General features: G+C 69.4%; 20 protein-coding genes. 19 read left to right on the forward strand and 1 reads right to left on the reverse strand.

All coding sequences use genetic code 11. The annotated features are described in order from the left end of the window. Nucleotides 1-51: 51 nt before the first annotated feature. From ACF1FZ_RS20015 to ACF1FZ_RS20095, 17 genes are all read left to right on the forward strand, one after another. Nucleotides 52-360: a hypothetical protein gene (locus ACF1FZ_RS20015; protein ID WP_391774724.1), complete on the forward strand. Its 309-nt coding sequence runs from the start codon at nt 52-54 to the stop codon at nt 358-360. Nucleotides 361-472: 112 nt separating this feature from the next. Beyond that, the gene (locus tag ACF1FZ_RS20020) at nt 473-1957 is read left to right on the forward strand and encodes a DUF6801 domain-containing protein (protein ID WP_391774725.1); all 1485 of its coding nucleotides are present in this window, start codon (nt 473-475) and stop codon (nt 1955-1957) included. Nucleotides 1958-2028: 71 nt separating this feature from the next. Next, nucleotides 2029-2982, forward strand: a complete 954-nt coding sequence (locus tag ACF1FZ_RS20025; RefSeq protein WP_391774726.1) for a hypothetical protein — start codon at nt 2029-2031, stop codon at nt 2980-2982. Nucleotides 2983-3678: 696 nt separating this feature from the next. After that, nucleotides 3679-4662, forward strand: a complete 984-nt coding sequence (locus ACF1FZ_RS20030; protein ID WP_391774727.1) for an ABC transporter ATP-binding protein — start codon at nt 3679-3681, stop codon at nt 4660-4662. Further along, nucleotides 4659-5507 (forward strand): MlaE family ABC transporter permease, encoded by an 849-nt coding sequence (locus ACF1FZ_RS20035; protein WP_391774728.1) that lies wholly within the window; start codon nt 4659-4661, stop codon nt 5505-5507. Before ACF1FZ_RS20030 ends, ACF1FZ_RS20035 begins: the two co-directional genes overlap by 4 nt. Nucleotides 5508-5510: 3 nt before the next feature. Further along, a complete protein-coding gene (locus ACF1FZ_RS20040; RefSeq protein ID WP_391774729.1) occupies nt 5511-6314 on the forward strand; it encodes an MlaE family ABC transporter permease in 804 nt (267 codons plus the stop codon). Beyond that, complete coding sequence (locus ACF1FZ_RS20045) at nt 6314-7621, forward strand: MCE family protein (protein WP_391774730.1); 1308 nt, start codon at nt 6314-6316, stop codon at nt 7619-7621. Before ACF1FZ_RS20040 ends, ACF1FZ_RS20045 begins: the two co-directional genes overlap by 1 nt. After that, a complete protein-coding gene (locus tag ACF1FZ_RS20050; RefSeq protein WP_391774731.1) occupies nt 7618-8649 on the forward strand; it encodes an MCE family protein in 1032 nt (343 codons plus the stop codon). Before ACF1FZ_RS20045 ends, ACF1FZ_RS20050 begins: the two co-directional genes overlap by 4 nt. After that, entirely contained in the window at nt 8646-9665 is a 1020-nt protein-coding gene (locus tag ACF1FZ_RS20055; RefSeq protein WP_391774732.1) for an MCE family protein, read from the forward strand. Before ACF1FZ_RS20050 ends, ACF1FZ_RS20055 begins: the two co-directional genes overlap by 4 nt. Before the next feature lies 1 nt (nt 9666). Continuing rightward, nucleotides 9667-10809: an MCE family protein gene (locus ACF1FZ_RS20060; RefSeq protein ID WP_391774733.1), complete on the forward strand. Its 1143-nt coding sequence runs from the start codon at nt 9667-9669 to the stop codon at nt 10807-10809. Continuing rightward, entirely contained in the window at nt 10806-11948 is a 1143-nt protein-coding gene (locus ACF1FZ_RS20065) for an MCE family protein (RefSeq protein WP_391774734.1), read from the forward strand. Before ACF1FZ_RS20060 ends, ACF1FZ_RS20065 begins: the two co-directional genes overlap by 4 nt. Further along, nucleotides 11948-13183, forward strand: coding sequence for an MCE family protein (locus tag ACF1FZ_RS20070; protein ID WP_391774735.1), 1236 nt, complete (start codon nt 11948-11950; stop codon nt 13181-13183). The genes ACF1FZ_RS20065 and ACF1FZ_RS20070 overlap by 1 nt, the downstream gene beginning before the upstream one ends. Continuing rightward, nucleotides 13180-13701: a hypothetical protein gene (locus ACF1FZ_RS20075; RefSeq protein WP_391774736.1), complete on the forward strand. Its 522-nt coding sequence runs from the start codon at nt 13180-13182 to the stop codon at nt 13699-13701. Before ACF1FZ_RS20070 ends, ACF1FZ_RS20075 begins: the two co-directional genes overlap by 4 nt. Beyond that, entirely contained in the window at nt 13698-14279 is a 582-nt protein-coding gene (locus tag ACF1FZ_RS20080; RefSeq protein ID WP_391774737.1) for a hypothetical protein, read from the forward strand. The genes ACF1FZ_RS20075 and ACF1FZ_RS20080 overlap by 4 nt, the downstream gene beginning before the upstream one ends. 12 nt (nt 14280-14291) lie before the next feature. Then, nucleotides 14292-14819: a hypothetical protein gene (locus tag ACF1FZ_RS20085; RefSeq protein ID WP_391774738.1), complete on the forward strand. Its 528-nt coding sequence runs from the start codon at nt 14292-14294 to the stop codon at nt 14817-14819. A 38-nt stretch (nt 14820-14857) separates the two neighbouring features. Then, entirely contained in the window at nt 14858-15592 is a 735-nt protein-coding gene (locus tag ACF1FZ_RS20090) for a hypothetical protein (RefSeq protein ID WP_391774739.1), read from the forward strand. Nucleotides 15593-15611: 19 nt separating this feature from the next. After that, nucleotides 15612-16838, forward strand: coding sequence for a lytic transglycosylase domain-containing protein (locus tag ACF1FZ_RS20095; RefSeq protein ID WP_391774740.1), 1227 nt, complete (start codon nt 15612-15614; stop codon nt 16836-16838). 4 nt (nt 16839-16842) lie between these two features. On the opposite strand, the gene ACF1FZ_RS20100 is transcribed toward ACF1FZ_RS20095, so the two are convergent. Continuing rightward, nucleotides 16843-17904, reverse strand: coding sequence for an ATP-dependent DNA ligase (locus ACF1FZ_RS20100; RefSeq protein WP_391774741.1), 1062 nt, complete (start codon nt 17902-17904; stop codon nt 16843-16845). A 94-nt stretch (nt 17905-17998) separates the two neighbouring features. Here ACF1FZ_RS20100 and ligD point away from each other — a divergent pair, with 94 nt between their 5' ends. After that, entirely contained in the window at nt 17999-19006 is a 1008-nt protein-coding gene (ligD, locus tag ACF1FZ_RS20105; protein ID WP_391774887.1) for a non-homologous end-joining DNA ligase, read from the forward strand. After that, on the forward strand, nt 19003-20082 hold the full coding sequence (locus ACF1FZ_RS20110; protein ID WP_391774742.1) for an ABC transporter permease: 1080 nt from the start codon (nt 19003-19005) through the stop codon (nt 20080-20082). The genes ligD and ACF1FZ_RS20110 overlap by 4 nt, the downstream gene beginning before the upstream one ends. Nucleotides 20083-20087: the final 5 nt, after the last annotated feature.

Consider the following 20087-nt stretch of genomic DNA (forward strand, 5'->3'; position numbering starts at 1 on the left):
TTGCACATGGTTCAGCCACCCCGTTCTGCCGGTCGCCACCACCATCCCGGCGTGGGGCATCAGGCGAACTCCTACGCCTCCGGCACGACCGACGGATACCTCTCCGGCGTGCAGGTCGCCCTGAAGATTCTCACCTGCACCTCCACGGTGACGGGTAGCGTCCCGGCCGCCTATGCCGACAGCACCGGCAAGCTGAAGGCCCCCAGGGCCGTGGCCCCCTACCCGCTGACTGTCGCGACCGCCTCCGCGGGGTGTGCCGGCATCGCGGCCGTGGGTCAGAAGCCGCTCTGCAACGCCACGTACAACGTGGTCACGCCGAGCGGTGGCACCACCAGGCCGAGCATCGTGTACAGCCCCTGATCCGGTCGTGCACCGGTCCTGAGTGAGCAGGGAATCCGTGGTGAGGCCGGTCGCCACGCGACGCACGTCCGGTCCGTTCGGAAAGGGGACCTCGTCAGTGAAGGGCAGTCGTATGACAGGAACGCGCAGGCGCACGGCACGCGGTGCGGCAGTAGCCACTGCTGTGCTGCTCGGAGGGCTGATCCCCGGTGCGCAGGCCGCGTCCGGTACGCAGGAGATCGACGCGGAGCTTGCCTACACCTGTGACTTCCCTGAGGGGAAGCAGCCGGTGAAGGTCGGGATCACGGCGAAAATCCCCGAGTCGGTCCAGGTCGGGCAGGTGATACAGCCCGAGGACATGGGATTGGACCTGACGCTCCCCGAGGACGCGTCGGCCGGACTCGCCGGAGCCGGAGCGGCGACCGTGAGCGCGAAGACGCATCTCTCGGTCGATGTGGCTCAGGGGGGCCGGCACGCCCGGACGGAGTGGATCGGGACGGCTGCCGAGCCGGTGCCGGTTCCCGAGTCGGGTGACCTGACACTGAGTACGGCGGGGAGTGTTCCCTATGTGAAACCCGGGGTGCCGGGTGACCTGTCGTTCAAGGCCTCCGTCCTCTCGGTGGAACTGGCAGTGAGGAAGGCCGACGGAACCTCGGCCGAGCCGCCGAGTGTCTCCGTGAAGTGCGCGGTGGACGCGGACCAGGAGACGACCCTGGTGACGGTCGACGCCGGTGGTGACGCCGGGACGCCCGCGCCCGAGCCGTCCGCGTCCGACGAGTGGCCCGATGGCGATGAAGAGCAGGAGAGATCCATCGCTCCTGAGGTCGGGACGAGAGCTGAGGAGTCTGCATCAGCTTCTGCGCCGCCGTGCGTCGGGGATCCGGTGAACGAGGAAGGCCGTGACATGGTCACCTACGTAGCCGGCTACGCGAACGTGACCAAACTTGACGGTGCCACCAAATTCCCCCCTGCCTGCGCGCGGATCCATACGTATGACGGCGAAACCGTCCCCGGGTATCCCTACATGCACACGTACCTGAACGCGGCAATCGTGCTGGATTACATGGGGAAACCGCAACTGCCGCCCACCACGGGGACGTTCTTGACCTTCGGCTTCATGCCGACGACAGCCACCCTGGAGATGACACAGATCCCGCCCGAGGCCGGTTCGCCGGAGGACCGCAACGTGGTGTCCCACGGCGTCATCGACCTCACCAACGCAGGTGCCACCGAAACCACCACCACCGTCGATATGGACTTCGTCCTCAGGCTGTATGACGTGGAGGTCAACGGCGTCGCGCTGGATGTGGGGAAGAACTGCCGGACAGAGCGTCCTTTCCGGCTCTCACTCGCCGGCGAAGGGACCTGGGACGGGGTGAACGGCAACATCGGCTACACCGTGGTGACGGGAGGGGAACTGACAGGTTCGGCGACGATACCGCCCTTCAAGGGGTGTGGTGTCGGTGAGGACCTGGACGACATCTTCACCGCGTCACTGTCCGGGGCCCCGGGATTCGTCAAGCAGAAGCAAGGGGCACCCTGTACGCCTTCGGGTGCGGAAGACCCCAGATGCACGCCCGACAACCAGCCGGTGGACATTCCCGAAGCGACTCGATGACCCCCGCTGCCGCACCGTCAAGTACGACCGAGCACGTACGTATCCCGAGCTGCCAACGAATTGAGGGAACAATGAGATCTGCCTCGAAGACCTGGATCAAGGCCGCCGGCGCCGTCGCCGCGTCCGCCGCGTTGGTCATGCCCCTGACCGCGTCGCCGGCCGGTGCCGCCACCGCCGCCGCGCCCCAGCTCAACGGAGCCTGGGCCCCGTTCGACCGGTGCCCGGTGGACGCCCCCGCCATGCTCGCGGCGGACGGTGAGACCGACGTCCCGCTGTGTGTGACCTCCACCTCGCCCAACGGGTCGATCAAGCTGGGCAAGACCGAGGCGACGACCGGCTCGACGAACCTGCAGTTCGGCGTCATCCAGCACCCGGCCGAGGAGACCTACACGGTCGTCCCGCCCCCGGAGGGATCCCTCGTCAGCGGCAGGACCACGATCCCCGGCGGTCTGCTCGGCATCATGTGCCCGAGCAAGGTGCCGGTCGTCTCCGCCGTGTGTGACCAGATCACCAACGGGACCCTCAACAAGGTGACCGCCACCGTCGAATCGGCCGGTACGCCGACCGACTTCAGCCTGGTCGCGGGCATATCCTCCGGGTCGATCGTCACACTCCCCGTCAAGATCCGGCTGGACAACCCGCTGCTCGGCTCCAAGTGCTACATCGGCAGCAACAGCAACCCCGTGGTCCTGCACCCCGGAAACCTGAGCATGCCGGCGCTGGCCGTCTCCAGGTTCAGCGGTGACGGCACCGCGAACGACGAGGGCGAACTGATCCAGTTCGCCCTGTCCGGCGCCGGCCAGGGCGACAGCCAGTTCTCCGTGCCGAAGGCCAGCGGCTGCGGTCTCGGCGGCATCCTCAGCTGGGCGATCGACCTCAAGGTCGGGCTGCCTGCGGCGGCAGGGGCCAGCAACCTCGTCCTGAACGACGCCAAGACCTCCACGATAGGTCTCACGGCTCCGGGCCTGTCGGCGCCCGACGCCGGCAAGGAGCTCGCCGAGAACTGGCACTCCGCGGTGAAGTAACCGTAAAGCGCCGCACGTGCGGCGCCCCGGATTCTTGTCACTTCCTGCGCCTGCCCCCCGAGGGGCCATGAGCCCGCCCCGACCACGAATGAACCCTGGTCGGGGCGGGCTTCTGCGTGTCCAAAGCGTGTCCGAACCGGTGTCGTGAAGCCCGTCGCCTCATTCCTGAGTCCTCACTTTTCGATAGGTTTCGCGCGTCGATCACTCACCTCGAAACAAAAAAACGATGGTGCTCGATTGCGGCGGAGAAAATTGGTGAATCACTGTTGCGGACTCAGGTTACTGGCCCGTAACGTCCCACCTGAGCGGCTCGGAAACGCGTCCGTACCTGCTCGTTGGACGCACGTGGAGCCCTGGTCGCGCCCCCCTTGGCCCGGGCCCCGGAGGGGTTTTGCCGGCCGGGGTTTCCCAGCCGTCGGGGTCCCGTGGAGCCGCCCCCGAGGGCCTCGGGGCTCCGGTGCACCTGGAGTGCTTGCTCAGATGGCGACAAAGCCGAACGGCGAGTTTGTCAATCGGTGACAAGTGACCCACGAAGAGATCGATGTCCGACGATTCCGCTGCTCAACGGCTTGTCCAAGCGGTTTCGGCGGACATAGCGTGCGCCTCCCGGTGCATGTGTGACGAGCCGCCGTTGGATTTACCGGAGTCGGAGCGCTGACAGATGACGTCGTTCACCACCACTGCGCAGGAGGGCCGATGGGCATCGAAGTAGTCGTCGAGGGCCTGACGAAGTCCTTCGGTAAACAGAACGTCTGGGAGGACGTCAGCCTTACGCTGCCGGCCGGGGAGGTGAGTGTGATGCTCGGTCCTTCCGGTACCGGAAAGACCGTCTTCCTGAAATCCATCATCGGGCTCCTGAAGCCGGAAAAGGGTCGTGTGCTCATCAACGGTGTCGACATGGTGAACAGCCCCGAGCGGGAAATCATGGAGACCCGCAAACTGTTCGGGCTCATGTTCCAGGACGGTGCACTGTTCGGGTCGATGTCGCTTTTCGACAACATCGCCTTCCCCTTGCGTGAACACACCCGCAAGAAGGAGTCCGAGATCCGCCGCATCGTCATGGAGCGAATCGACATCGTCGGACTGCTCGGTGCGGAGGGAAAGCTCCCCGGGGAGATATCCGGTGGGATGCGCAAACGGGCCGGGCTCGCCCGTGCCCTCGTCCTGGACCCGCAGATCATTCTCTGCGACGAGCCGGACTCCGGGCTCGACCCGGTCCGCACCGCCTACCTCTCGCAGCTGCTCATCGATCTCAACGCGCAGATCGACGCCACGATGCTCATCGTCACCCACAACCTCGACATCGCGGCCACCGTTCCCGACAACATGGGCATGCTGTTCTGCCGCAACCTCGTCACCTTCGGCCCGCGCGAGGTGCTGCTCACCAGCGACATGCCCGTCGTGTCGCAGTTCCTCGCCGGACGCCGGGAAGGCCCCATCGGCATGTCCGAGGAGAAGGACGCGGCCACTCTCGCCGCGGAGCAGACCAACGGCTCCGCCTACTCCCCGGGGCCCCGCACCGTCGTTCCGCAACTGGAGCCCTCACCCGGACTGCCCGTGAGACAGGCGGCCCTGCGACGCCGGGAACGGGTCATCTCCATGATGGGCCAGCTGCCGGAGGCCGCCCGTACGGCGATCATGCACAGTTACACGCCGACCTTGGACGGTGGGCGCCGATGACGGCACCACTGCCCGTCCGGCCGCCCGAGCCGGCCACCGAGGAAGCGCGGGAGAAGGCGCCGCCGCAGAGGCAGCCCTCGCGGCTCCTCGCCCCGCTGCGCCAGACCGGGCAGCTCTTCGCCCTCGCGCTGGCCGTCGGCCGGGCCGTCTTCCGGCGGCCCTTCCAGCTACGGGAGTTCATCGAGCAGTTCTGGTTCGTCGCCAGCGTCACCATCCTGCCCGCGGCCCTCGTCTCCATTCCCTTCGGCGCGGTCATCGCTCTCCAGGTCGGCTCGCTCACCGAGCAGCTCGGCGCCCAGTCCTTCACCGGAGGCGCCAGTGTCCTCGCCGTCATCCAGCAGGCCAGCCCGCTCATCGTGGCGCTGCTGATCGCCGGGGCCGCCGGGTCCGCCATCTGCGCCGACCTCGGCTCGCGGAAGATCCGCGAGGAGCTCGACGCCATGGAGGTCATGGGCGTCTCACCCATCCAGCGTCTGGTCGTGCCGCGTGTCCTGGCCACCATGCTCGTCGCCGTGCTGCTCAATGGGCTGGTCTCGGTCGTCGGCACGCTCGGCGGCTACTTCTTCAACGTCATCATGCAGGGCGGGACCCCCGGCGCCTACCTCGCCAGTTTCTCCGCCCTCGCCCAGCTGCCCGACCTGTACATCGGTGAACTCAAGGCGCTCATCTTCGGGTTCATCGCCGGCATCGTCGCCGCCTACCGGGGACTCAACCCGCGCGGCGGCCCGAAGGGCGTCGGCGACGCGGTCAACCAGTCCGTCGTCATCACCTTCATGCTCCTGTTCGCCGTCAACATGATCATGACGGCGATCTACCTCCAGATCGTTCCCCCGAAAGGGGGCTGACCGATGTCGATGCTGGGCTGGCTCGACCGCTCGGGTGAGCAACTCACCTTCTACGTGCGCGCCCTGTTCTGGGTCCCGCGCACCCTGCGCCGCTATCTCAAGGAGGTCCAGCGGCTGCTCGCCGAGGTGGCCTTCGGCAGCGGCGGCCTCGGTGTCATCGGGGGCACCATCGGCGTGATGGTCGCGATGACGCTGGCCACCGGCTCGGTGGTCGGCCTCCAGGGCTACGCCGCCCTCGACCAGATCGGCACCTCCGCCTTCACCGGCTTCATCTCCGCGTACTTCAACACGCGTGAGATCGCCCCGCTCGTCGCCGGCCTCGCCCTCTCCGCCACCGTCGGAGCGGGCTTCACCGCCCAGCTCGGCGCGATGCGGATCAACGAGGAGGTCGACGCCCTCGAGGCCATGGGCATCCGGTCCATGCCCTACCTGGTCACCACGCGCATCATCGCCGGCGTCGTCGCGATCATCCCGCTGTACGCGATCGGGCTGCTCTCCTCCTACCTGGCGTCCCGCTACATCACCGTCCTGTTCAACGGGCAGTCGGCGGGCACCTACGACCACTACTTCAACCTCTTCCTCTCCCCGGACGACGTGCTCCTGTCGGTGCTCAAGGTGCTGATCTTCAGCGTGCTGGTGATCCTCGCCCACTGCTACTACGGCTTCCACGCCACCGGCGGTCCGGCCGGCGTGGGTGTGGCCGTGGGCCGGTCGGTGCGTAACGCCATCGTGCTGATCAGCGTCACCGACTTCTTCCTCTCGCTCGCCATCTGGGGTGCGACGACAACGGTGAAGGTGGCCGGCTGATGCATTCCTCCAAGGCGCAGACAGCGCGCCGCAGAACCGCGGGGGTGGCCTTCGTGCTCGTGCCCGCCGTGCTCGTGTGGCTGTCGGTCTCCGTGTACGAGAAGGACTTCAGGGACGACGCCACCGTGACCGTGCACACCGGGAGCGTCGGCAACGAGATGCACGACAACGCCGAGGTCAAGCTGCGCGGCGTCGTGATCGGAGAGGTGCGCGACATCCAGGCGGCCGGGGACGGGGCGCGACTGACCCTCGCCATCCGGCCCGACAGACTCGGGGAGATCCCCGCCGACGTCACCGCCCAGATGCTGCCCACCACCCTCTTCGGCGAGCGGTTCGTCGCCCTCGTACCTCCCCCCGTCCCGTCCACGCGGACCCTCCAGGCCGGCGCGGTGATCCCGCAGGACCGCTCCTCCAACGCCATCGAGCTGGAGGAGGTCCTCGACAACGTCCTGCCGATGCTGACCGCCGTCAAGCCCGAGAAGCTCGCCGCCACCCTCAACGCCGTGTCCCAGGCGCTCGAAGGACGCGGTGACAAGCTCGGCGACACGCTGGTCGCCCTCGATGGCCACCTCAAGGATTTCAACCCGCACCTCCCGACTCTCAACGAGGACATCAAGGAACTCGTGAAGGTAAGCCACCTCTACGCGGACGCCGCGCCGGACGTCCTGGACGCGCTCACCGACTTCACCACCACGAGCGGCACCATCGCCGAACAGCAGGCGGAACTCGCCGACCTGTACGGCTCCACCACCGCCTCCGCCCAGGACGTCACCTCCTTCCTGCGCAAGAACAAGGACAACCTCATCCACCTCTCCGCCTCGGGCCGGCCGACGCTGGAACTCCTCGCGGAGTACTCGGACGCCTTCCCCTGCACCCTGCGCACCATGGCGGGCTTCGTCCCCGCCATGGACAAGGCGCTCGGCAAGGGCACGGACAAGCCGGGTCTCCACGTCACCGTCAAGGCCGTGGAGTCCAAGGGCAAGTACGTGGCGGGGAGGGACACCCCGTCCTACGGCGCGACCGGCGGCCCCCACTGCTACTCGGTGCCCTACACCGGCAGGTCCGTACCGACCGCCGACGCCCGCACCGCCTCCTCCACGGGGAGCAGCCCCGCCGCGGAGGTCCAGGAGACCGACACCGCAGACACCGCCGAGACCGCCCTCGGCATGCCCAACTCACCCGAGGAGAGCCGGCTCGTCAACGAGCTGGTCGCCCCCTCCCTGAAAGTCCAGCCGCAGGCCCTGCCCGACTGGAGCAGCGTGCTCATCGGTCCGGCCTTCCGCGGTGCGGAGGTGAAGCTCAAGTGAAGCGTCGCTCCCTCGCGGGACCCCTCGTCAAGTCGATCGTCTTCGTCGTGGTGACGGCCCTGGCCACCACCGTGCTGGGACTGTCCATCGCCGACACGAGCGTGGGTGACACCACTTCGTACAAGGCGCGGTTCACGGACGCGACCGGCCTCGTCGTCGGCGACAGCGTCCGGATCGCCGGTGTCAAGGTCGGTCAGGTCGAATCCGTCGAGGTCGCCGACAAGCGGGAGGCCGAGGTCGGTTTCGCCGTCCGCAAGGGCCGCAAGCTGCCCGCCTCGGTGACCGCGTCGATCAAGTACCTCAACATGGTCGGCCAGCGCTACATCGACCTCGACCAGGGCGCCGGGCCCGTCGGCGAGAGCTTCAGGTCGGGATCGACCATCCCGCTCTCGCGCACCACGCCCGCGCTGGACCTCACCCAGCTCTTCAACGGCTTCCAGCCGCTCTTCGAAGGGCTGTCACCACCGGACGTCAACCAGCTCGCCGGCTCGATCGTCCAGGTCCTCCAGGGCGAGGGCGGCACCGTCGACAGCATCCTCGCCCACGTCGGATCGCTGACCGGCACCGTCGCGGCCAAGGACAAGGTGATCGGCGAGGTGATCAAGAACCTCAACACGGTCCTGAAGACCGTCAACGACCGGGAGGCGGGCTTCAACGACCTCGTCGTCACTCTGCAGAAGCTCGTCACGGGCTTCTCCGGCGACCGCAAACCGCTCGGTGAGGCGGTCACGGCGATGGGCGCGCTCACCACCGTCACCGCCGGCCTCCTCGAGGACGGGCGCAAGCCGCTCAAGGAGGACATCGCCCAGCTCGGACGGCTCACCGGCCAGCTGGACAAGAACGCCCCCACGATCGAGAGCTTCCTGCAGAAGACCCCGGCCAAGATGGAGGCCATCACCCGCCTCACCTCGTACGGGTCATGGCTCAACCTCTACCTCTGCGAAGCCAGGGTCAGCGGAGTGACGACCGAGGACGGCAGCGCGCCGCCCACCGGCGTCACGATCGGCCAACCGAGGTGCCAGGCATGAGAATCAGACCCGTGAGGGACCGCAACCCCGTCACCATCGGCTTCGTCGGCCTCCTCGTCCTGGCCCTCCTGGGCCTCGCCGCCTACCGCTCCGACGCACTGCCCTTCATCGGCGGCGGCACCACCTACAGCGCCGACTTCACCGAATCCGCCGGCCTCGACGAGGGCGACGAGGTGCGGATCGCCGGAGTGAAGGTCGGAGAGGTCACCGGCGTCACGCTCGACGGTGCCAAGGTGAAGGTGGACTTCAAGGTCAAGGACGCCTGGATCGGCGACTCGTCCACCGTGGGCATCGCCATCAAGACGCTCCTGGGCGACAAGTATCTGGCGGTCGACCCGCTCGGCACCGCCGAGCAGGACCCGGACTCCCGCATCACGACGAGCCGCACCACCTCCCCGTACGACGTCACCCAGGCGTTCGACGGACTCGGCGAGACGATCGACGAGATCGACACCGACCAGCTCGCCAAGAGCTTCGAGACGATCTCCGAGACCTTCAAGGACTCACCGCCCGACGTGCGCAGCGCCGCGAACGGGCTGTCCGCGCTGTCGAAGACGGTCTCCGAGCGTGACGCCCAGCTCGCCACCCTCCTCAAGGGCAGCAAGCAGCTCACCAGGACGCTCGCGAACAAGAAGAGCAGCTTCGAGACCCTCCTCGAGGACGGCAACCTGCTTCTCGGCGAGATCCAGGCACGCCGCGACTCCATCCACCTGCTGCTCACCGGCACCCGGAGCCTCGGCATCCAGCTCACCGGGCTCGTCGCGGACAACAACAAGCAGCTGAAACCCACCCTCGATTCGCTCGGAAGGGTGACCACGGTCCTGGTGAAGAACCGCAAGAGCCTCGACGAGGTGCTCTCCATGGCCGGGTCCTACAACCGCCTCGTCGGCAACACCCTCGGCAACGGCCGCTGGTTCGACAACTACGTCTGCGGCGTCGTCCCCAAGAACTACCTGCCCGAGGGGACACCCCCCGCCAACGGCGACTGCATGCCACCGAAGCAGGGAGGGCGCTGACATGAGACGTACACGCGTCACCGGGATCGGTGCCGGGCTCGCCGTCGTGGCGGTCGCCGCCACCTCGGGCGTCATGGCGCTGGACGACCGGGGGAAGACCACCGTCACCGCCTACTTCGACCAGGCCACGGGCGTCTACGCCGGCTCGGACCTGCGGATCCTCGGCGTGAAGGTCGGCACCGTCGAGTCCGTCGAGCCGCACGGCGAGGAGGTCAGGGTCGTCCTGCGGCTCGACAAGGACGTCAAGGTCCCCAAGGAGGCACACGCCGTCGTCGTGGCCCCCAGCCTGGTCGCCGACCGGTACGTACAGCTCGCGCCGGCCTACACCGGGGGAGCGCGGCTCGAGAACCACGCCGTACTCCCCGCCGCGAACAACGCCACCCCCATCGAGGTCGACCAGCTGTACGAGTCCATCACCGAGATCTCCACGGCCCTCGGCCCGGAGGGCGCCAACAAGGACGGGGCGCTCGCGGCACTCCTCGACACCGGGGCGAAGAACCTCGACGGCAACGGCAAGGCCATCGGGGACTCCATCGAACAGTTCGGCAAGGCGACGAAGACACTCGACAGGAGCAGCGGGAACCTCTTCGACACACTCTCCTACCTGCAGTCCTTCACCACGATGCTGAAGGACAACGACGGCGACGTGCGGGCCGCCGAACAGCAGCTGAACTCCGTCACCGGCTTCCTCGCCGACGACAAGAAGAACCTCAGCGCGGCCCTGAAGGAGCTGGGCAAGGCGCTCGGCCAGGTCAAGACCTTCATCCAGAACAACCGCGGCGCCCTCAAGGAGAACGTGGACCTCCTGGTGCCGCTCACCCAGACCCTGGTCGACCAGCGCGCCTCGCTCGCCGAGTCCCTCGACACGCTGCCGCTCGCGGCGGGCAACGTCCTCAACGCCTACGACCCCGCCAACCGCACCCTCAACGGGCGCACCAACCTCAACGAGCTGTCGATGGGCGGGCCGCTCACCCGGTCCGGGCCCGCGGCCTCGGGCCTCAGCGGGCTGACGCCCGCGGACACCGCCCGGCAGAAGGAACTGCCCGCCCTGCCGCTGCCCGCCGTCGGCACCGTCTACGGCACCCCGGAGAAGACCGGGACGAGGAAGACCGGGACGGACGAGAAGAAGGAGGCGACCCCATGAGCCGCGCCCCGCGTAAACCCGGCACCCGTGCGGTCACGGGCCTCGGCGCCCTGGTCGCCGTCGGCGTCGGCTTCGTGCTCGTCGCCACGACCGTCGGCCTGCCGTCGTTCTCAGGCCTCGACCAGGTGCCGCTGCCCGGCGGCGCCGACCTCGGCGACCACCCGTACGAGATCACCGCCGAGTTCGGGGACGTCCTCAGCCTCGCCCCGCAGTCCTCCGTCAAGGTCAACGACGTGGCCGTGGGCCGGGTCACCAAGATCTCCCTCACCCCGGGCGGCTGGACCGCCAGGGTCACCATGCGGGTCAACGGGAAGATCAGGATGCCTGCCAACGCCTACGCCCACCTCGAACAGTCCAGCCTCCTCGGCGAGAAGTTCGTCCAGCTCTCACCCCCGAGCGCCGGCACCGCACAGGGCGCCCTCACGGACGGCGACCGGATCCCGCTCGCCCGCACCAACCGCAACCCGGAGGTCGAAGAGGTCTTCGGCGCCCTGTCGATGCTCCTCAACGGGGGCGGGGTCGCCCAGCTCAAGACCATCACCACCGAGCTCAACAAGGCCCTCGCCGGACAGGAACCCGAGATCCGCTCGATGCTGAAGCGGGTCGACACGCTCGTCACCGACCTGGACGACCACAAGGAGGACATCACCCAGGCGCTCGACGGCGTCAACCGGCTCTCCGCCACCCTCGCCACCCGCAAACAGGACGTCGGTACGGTCCTCACCGGGCTCAGTCCCGGCATGAAGGTCCTGGAGAAGCAGCGCGGCTCGCTCCTCACCATGCTGCGCTCGCTCGACACGCTCTCCACCGTCGCCGTCGACACGATCAACAAGAGCAAGGCCGACATGATCGCCGACCTCAAGGCCATCGCGCCCACGCTCACCGCACTGGCCGACTCCGGGAACGACCTGCCGGACTCCCTCCAGGTACTGCTCACCTACCCGTTCACCGACGAGGTGCTCCGTGGTGTGAAGGGCGACTACCTCAACGTCTACCTGGACCTCACGGCCGCGCCCGGCACCCAGGTCATCCCCGCGCTCACCCCGCCCGAGACATCCGGGACCCAGAAGAAGCCGGGGGCGGCACTGCCCCTGCCGCTCCCCTCGGTCACCACACCGGTAACGGAGGGCACCCGCTGATGATCACTCCTGCCATCAGGCTCAAGAACATCGCCTTCCTCGTCATCGCCGTACTCGTCCTCGGCTTCCTGGGCGTGCGGTACGCCGACCTCGGCCACTACGTCGGACTGCGCGACTACTACACCGTCAAGGTGCAACTCCCGCAGACAGGCGGCCTGTTCACCCATTCCAACGTCAGCTACCGGGGCGTTTCCGTGGGCAGGGTCGGCCCGATCGAGCTCACCGACGACGGCGTCGAGGCCGAACTGCGCATCCAGAAGGACGCGCCGAGCATCCCCGACAGCCTGCAGGCCGTCGTCGCCAGCCTCTCCGCGGTCGGCGAGCAGTACATCGACCTGCGGCCCACCCGCTCGGACGGCCCCTTCCTGGAGAACGGCTCGGTCATCGACCAGGCCGACACCACCATCCCCGCACCCGTCACCGACGTCCTCACCAGCGTCAACGACCTGACGGCCTCAGTCGACACGGAAGCCCTGCGTACGGTCGTCGACGAATTCGGCACGGCGTTCAACGGGCGCGGCGACGACCTCCAGGTCCTGCTGGACACCAGCAGCGAATTCGTCCAGGCCGCCGACGAGGCCCTGCCGACCACCACGAAACTGATGGCCGACGGCAAGACCGTGCTGCGTACCCAGGTCGAACAGGGCGAAGCGCTCAAGGGGTTCGCCTCCGGCGCCGAGGAACTCGCCGCCGAACTCAAGGGCTCCGACACCGACCTGCGCCGGCTCATCGCCGCGGCACCCGACGCCACCGAACAGATCAGTGGACTGCTCCGCGACCTCGATCCCGCCTTCGGCGTGGTCGTCGCCAACCTCCTCACCACCTCGGAGGTCGCCGTGACCCGGCAGCGCGGACTGGAGGAACTCCTGGTGAAGGTCCCGGCCGTCGCAGCGGCCGGCGCGAGCGCGATCGACGGGGACGGGGCCAGGTTCGGGATGTCGGTCACCTTCTTCGAACCGCTGCCCTGCACCGCCGGATACGGCTCCACCGCCTACCGCACCGGCACCGACCTCTCGAAGGCCCCCGCAGTCAACACCAAGGCCCGCTGCGCCTCCTCGCCGGGCAGCGGCATCAACGTCCGCGGCAGCGCGAACGCCCCGAAGGGAGGCCCCGTGCCCCAGCCCTTCAAACCGGGCTCGGGCCTCCTCCCGGGCGCACCCGGCGCCACCGGAGGCACCGCCACGCCACAGGCCGAGGGCATGGCCGGACTGCTCGGCCTGGGAGACGGCTCATGAACAACCGTACGAGGACAGGGCTCGGCTGGGCCGCACTGCTCGCAGCAGTCCTGGTCTGCGCGCTCGGCACCTGGTCGTACGCCCAGGCACGGGGTGACGGCACACTGGCGTACGCGAAGAGCCGCGACGCCGCGCTCGCCGACGGCAAGCGGCACCTCACCCGGCTGACGAGCATGGACGGCAAGAACGCCGCGAGCGTCGAGTCCGGCCTCACGAACTGGCTCGACGCCTCGACCGGGCCGCTGCACGACCAGTTGGAGAACACCCGGAAGAAGGACGAGGGCGAGCTCACCGAGTCCGGAGCCACCGCGCGCGGCAAGGTCACCGACGCCGCACTCACCGCGCTCGACGACCGGGCCGGCACGGCGGCACTCATCGCGACCGTCGACGTCGAGGTCACCCCGCGCACCGGCAAGGGCGGTACGGAGCGCAAGCGCTTCGAGGCGACGCTCGCCCGGACCGGGGACGGCTGGAAGATCAAGGCGCTTGACGCGCTACCGGTCGGGAGCGGCTCATGAACGCGAGCACGGGAACAGCGACGGTCCAGCCGGGCCTCCGGCCCGAACCGCATCCCGGACCGGAGGACGCCTCCGCCCGGCGGCGGTGGATCCGGCCCGCGGCCGCATTGCTGGCCCTCGCTCTGCTGGGCGTGGGCGTCACCCTGTTCGTCCAGGGCCGGCAGTTGCGCGACACACCCGCCACCTCCAACCGCGCCCTGACCGACTCCGCCGCGACCACCCGGGTCGCCGGAGACGTGAGCAGCGCGCTGGGCAAGGTCTTCTCGTACAACCCGCGGTCCACCGCCGCCACCAAGGAGTCGGCGAAGCAACTGCTCGCAGGCCGGGCGCTCCAGCAGTACGCGTCCTTGTTCGGCCAGGTCGAGAAGCAGGCCGCGGACCAGAAACTGACCCTCACCACCCAGGCCGTCCGCACCGGGGTCACCCGGCTCAGCGACAGCAGCGCCCACCTCCTCGTCTTCCTCGACCAGGTCTACGAGCGCGAGGGGAAGACCGCCACCACGGCGGCTGCGCAGCTGTCCGTGACCGCGGAAATGCGGGGCGGGCACTGGCGGATCGTCGACATCACCTCCAGGTAGGGGAGAGCACCGATGGCACGGGTACGGACGAGGAATCCTCTGCTGGCGGCAGCGGTCGCGCTGACGGCCGTGGCGGCCGTCGCAGCGGGCTGGGGCGGCTGGTCGCGCTACGAGGCGGGGCACGACGACTCGGCGGCATACGCACAGGCACGCGACGCGGCGCTCGCGGCGGGGGAGCAGGCGGTGCAGAACATGAACACGCTCGACCACACGAAGCTCGACGCCGGTCTCGACAACTGGGAGGACTCCACCACCGGCGACCTGCACAAGCAACTCGTCGACGGGAGGGAGGCGTTCGTCAAGCAGATCGAGGCGGCCAAGACGGTCAGCACCGCCGAGATCCTGTCCGGAGCGGTGACGGAACTGGACGACCGGGCGGGCAAGGCCGGAGTGATGGTGGCACTGCGGGTGACCGTGACCGCCCCCGAGGGCAAGCCCGTCGCCAAGGAGAGCCGGATGCTCGGGCAGCTCACCCGCACCTCCGACGGGTGGAAGCTCAGCGCCCTCGGACAGGCGCCCGTCGGCAACGCCGCCGGCTGAGCCCGCCCGACCGCCCCGCCTTCGAGAGGACCACGAACATGTCGACGACCCGACACCTCGTCAACCGCCGCCGCCGGCTCGCCACCGTGGGTGCCACGACCACACCGGCGCGTACGAAAGCGGGCCCCGGACCGGACCCCGAGACGCCGGAGGACCGGACCGCGACGGAAGCGGCCCCCGCGGACGAAACCGTCGCGGACGGGGCCGACGCGGAGAAGAAGCCCACCGGGGACGGAGCCCCGCGCAGGCGACTGCCCCGTCTGCGTATCCGGCTGCCCGCGATCCTCTGCGCCGCCACACTGCTCCTCGGCGCTTTCGCCGTCTGGGCGTTCGCCTCGGCCGGGACGCTGCGCGACGAACCCGCCCGGCAGAACACGGCCTTGACCGACATCGGCCGGACCAGCGAGGTCAAGGGGCAGATCGGCGAGGCGGTCGGCGCGGTCTTCTCCTACGACTACGCCTCACCCGGGAAGTCCGACGCGGCCGCCCGGAAGCACCTGACCGGCAAGGCCGTCCGGCAGCACGAGGACATGCTCGCCGACGTACGCGCCCAGGCGCCGAAGCAGAAGCTCGTCCTCACCACGACCGTCACCCAGAGCGGCGTCGAGCTGCTCGACGGTGACCGGGCCAGGCTGCTGATCTTCGCCGACCAGAGCAACACGCGTACCGGCAAGGAGGAGGAGACGACGTACGCGGCGGCCATGTTCGCCGTGGACGCCGTCCACCGCGGTGACACCTGGCGGATCGCCGCCATCGACACATTCACGCGATGACCCTGGAGAAGGAGGAGACATGAGGTTCAACGGAACCATGCGCCGCGGGCTCGGCGGTACGGCGACCGCGGTCGCCGCCATGGCGGCGCTCACCGCGTCCCAGGCCCCGGGGATCGCGGACGGCAGCGCCGCCGGCGGCCTGAAGAGCGTGGCATCGGACGACGTCGTCTGGACCGAGGTCCCGAACGACGACAGCTACCACACGGAGCTGCCGCCCCTGAGGTCACCCGAGCCGCCGAAGGACGCCGGCAGGAAGCCCGCCGGCCCCGCCGTCGTGCAGTCCTGGGCCGAGGCGGGCATCCCCGCCACCGTCCTCGCCGCCTACCGCAAGTCGCAGAGCGTCCTCGGCCGCACCGACCCGGGCTGCCGCCTCCCCTGGCAGTTACTCGCGGCGATCGGCAAGGTGGAGTCCGGCCACGCGAGAGGAGGGCGGGTCGACGCGGCGGGCACCACGGTCACCCCGATCCTCGGACCGGTCCTCAACGGCGCGGGATTCGCCCACATCCCGGACACCGACGACGGCGCGTACGACGGCGACACCCGGTACGACCGGGCCGTCGGGCCGATGCAGTTCATCCCGTCCACCTGGGCGCACTGGGGCAAGGACGGTAACGGCGACGGGCGCAAGGACCCCGGCAACATCACCGACGCGGCTCTCGCCGCCGGCCACTACCTCTGCGCCGGGACCCGCGACCTGTCCGTGGCGGCCGACCTGGACAAGGCGGTCCTCAGCTACAACCACTCGGACACCTATCTGCGCACGGTCCTGTCCTGGCTGGAGTTCTACCGCAAGGGCGCCCACCCCGTCGCCGACGGCAGGGGCGTGCTTCCGAAAAGTCCCGGTGCGGGGAGCGCGCACGCGCCGAAGGCCCCGGTCGGACGTCCCGGCACGGGCGGCGCCGGCACGGGCGGTGGCGGCATCGTCATCGGCCCGCAGCCCAGCGGCAAGCCGTCTCCCCCGACCCCGCCGAGCGCCACCCCCTCTCCCACCCCCACACCCCCGGAGTCGGGAAGCCCGGACCCCAGCGGTTCGCCGATGCCCACCGACCCGGTCCCGGGCCCCAGTCCCACCGGCAGCGGTTCGGCGGAGCCGACACCCACCCCCGGCCCCACCACGGCACCGGACCCCACCACCACGCCCGACCCGGACCCCAGCACCTCGGCCCCGGACTGCACCCCGCCCTCCGGGGGCAGCGATCCCACGGAGACCCCGTCGGACGAGCCCTGCCCCACCCCCAGCGCCTGACGGGTCAGCCGGCGCCGAGCACCTCGGACAGGTCGTACCGCACCGCCTCCTCCAGTTGCGTGAAGGTGCAGCCGGCAGGGGTGCGGTCCGGCCGCCACCGCCGGAACTGGGCGGTGTGGCGGAAACGGTCGCCTTCCAGGTGGTCATACGCCACCTCGCAGACCCGCTCCGGCGCGAGAGCGGTCCAGGACGGGTCCTTCCTGCCCGGCCAGCGGCTCGGGGCGCCCGGCAGCCGGGCCCTCCCGTGCGCAGCCGCGTCGGCCCAGGCCGCCCACGGGTGTGCGGCGGGGTCGATGCGCAACGGGTCCAGCTCGTCCAGGAGTTCCGCGCGCCGTTTCATCGAGAAGGCGGCACACACGCCTACGTGCTGCAGCGTGCCCTGCGAGTCGTACAGCCCGAGCAACAGGGACCCGACCACCGGCCCGCTCCTGTGGGAGCGGTAGCCCGCCACCACGCAGTCGGCGGTCCGCTCGTGCTTGATCTTGTACATCACGCGCGCGTCCGGCTGGTACGGCAGATCGAGCGGTTTGGCGACCACCCCGTCGAGCCCCGCCCCCTCGTAGCGCTCGAACCACTCCCGCGCGCGTTCGGGGTCCGTGGTGGACGGGGCGAGATGGACCGGGGGCGAGGAGCCGGCCAGGGTCCTCTCCAGCACCGTCCGCCGTTCGGCCTGCGGGGTGGCCATCAGGGACGTGTCGTCCAGCGCGAGGATGTCGAAGGCCACGAAACCGGCCGGCGTCCGCTCGGACAGCATCCGCACCCGGGAACCGGCCGGATGGATGCGTTCGCTCAGCCGGCCGAAATCCAGCCGTCCCTCGTGCGGCAGGACGATCTCACCGTCGACCACACAGCGGGGCGGAAGGTTCTCCCGCACGGCGGTGACCACCTCGGGAAAGTAACGGGTGAGGGGTTTCCCCGTCCGGCTGCCGATCACCACCTCGTCGCCGTCCCGGTGCACGACCGCCCGGAATCCGTCCCACTTCGCCTCGTACTGCATACCGGGGGGAATGGCGGACACGGACTTGGCGAGCATCGGTTTCACAGGAGGCATCACCGGCAGGTCCATGGGCCGATTCTCGCGCACCGCACGGAGTGCGTCCTCCGATATGCGGCATATGCGGCCCCGTCCTACGGTGTCCGACATGGGAGCAGGAGCAGCGGTGGAGCTGGACGTGGGCGGACGGGCCGTACGGCTGTCCAACCCTGAGAAGGTGTACTTCCCGGAGAGGGGCCACACCAAGAAGGACGTGGCCGACTACTTCCGGGCCGTGGGACCCGGCATCCTCCGCGCCCTGCGCGGGCGGCCCACCACCTTGCAGCGCTTCGTCGACGGGATCGACGGTGACTTCTTCTACCAGAAGCGGGCACCGAAGAACCTTCCCGAATGGATCCCCACCGCCCGGATCGAGTTCCCCAGCGGCCGGCACGCCGACGAGATGTGCCCCACGGAACTGGGGGCCGTCCTCTGGGCGGTCAACCTCGGCACCCTGACCTTCCACCCCTGGCCGGTGCGCAGGACGGACACCGGCCACCCCGACGAACTGCGCATCGACCTCGACCCGCAGCCCGGCACCGATTACGCCGATGCGGTGAGAGCGGCCCACGAACTGCGCTCGGTCCTGGATGACCACGGACTGCGCGGATGGCCCAAGACCTCCGGCGGGCGAGGCATCCACGTCTTCGTCCCGCTCGTCCCGGAGTGGACGTTCACCCAGGTCAGGCGCTCCGCCATCGCAGTGGGGCGGGAACTGGAGCGCAGGATGCCGAGCCGGGTGACCACCGCCTGGTGGAAGGAGGAACGCGGCGAGCGGATCTTCTTCGACTACAACCAGACGGCCCGCGACCGCACGATGGCCTCCGCCTACTCCGTACGGCCGTTCCCGCACGCCCCGGTCTCCGCCCCCCTCCGCTGGGAGGAGATCGACGACGCCGAACCCCGCGACTTCGACCTCCGCACCATGCCCGGACGCTACGCCGAGGTGGGCGACCTGCACGCCGACATGGACGGCCACGCGTTCCGGCTCGACCAGTTGCTGGAGCTGGCGAGGCGCGACGAACAGGAGTACGGGCTCGGCGACCTGCCCTATCCGCCGGAGTACCCGAAGACTCCCGGCGAACCCAAGCGTGTGCAGCCCAGCCGTGCCCGGCACGAGGGGGGCGACGCATGAGCACCGACGACGGGACCAGGCCTCCCGCGCACGGGGCGCACGGCAGGCCCCCGACCCGGACGGAGAAGTGGGCGTCGTACAGACAGTCGCCGTACGTCCCCGCGTTCGTGCTGCTGTTCATCCTTGCCGCCGCGGCAGGGCTGTTCGCCGGGTCGTACACCTACACCATGGCCGATCCGACACCGCGCCGGATCCCCGCGGCGGTGGTCGGCGACGTCCAGGCGCGGGGCGGGGAGAAGTTCATCGCGGGGATGGAGAAGGCCCTCGACGCCTCTCTCCGGCTGCACCCGTACGCCACCCGCGCAGGGGCGCGCCGGGCGATGGAGGAGCAGAGGGTCTTCGTGACCCTGCGGCCGGGCGGACGCGGGGTGGCCATGGACATCGCCGGAGCAGCGGGGGCCACGGTCGCCCAACTGCTCGCCGAGACCGGGGCGGAGGTCGCGGAGGCCACCGGTGTCCCCGTGACGGTCACGGACGTCAAGCCGCTCCAGGAGGGCGACCCGCGCGGGCTGGCACTCTTCTACATCTCGCTCGCCGCCGTCATCATCGGATTCGTCGGAGCCATCCAGCTCAGCGTGCACGCGCGAGCGCTCAACCCGTTCGAGCGGATCCTCTTCACCCTCGCCTACGCCCTGCTCGGCGGTTTCGCGATCGCCGCGGTGGTGGACTGGCTGCTCGGTGCGCTTGATCTGCCGTTCGTCGAGTCCTGGCTGATCCTGTCCCTCACGATGTTCACCTCGGGCATGGTCTTCACCATGTTCAACACCCTCATGGGGCGCTGGGCGATGCTCCCGACCTGGGGGCTGATGGTGCTGCTGGGCAACCCCTCGTCCGGTGGCGCGGTGTCCTGGCCGCTGCTGCCGTCGGCGCTCGGCGAGATCGGACGCTGGCTGCCCCCCGGCGCCTCGGTCAACGCCCAGCACACCGCGGTCTACTACCAGGGACACCAGTACGCCTTTCCGTTCCTGGTCCTGGCGGCCTGGTCGCTGGTCTCGTGCACGGTCTTCTGGGTATGGCGCCACCGACACCCGGGAGGCCGTGACCGCATGCCTGAGCATGCCGCCACGGCCTCGTGAGTGTG

It is taken from the genome of Streptomyces sp. NPDC014623, from assembly GCF_043088245.1.
In the GTDB taxonomy this organism is placed as follows: domain Bacteria; phylum Actinomycetota; class Actinomycetes; order Streptomycetales; family Streptomycetaceae; genus Streptomyces.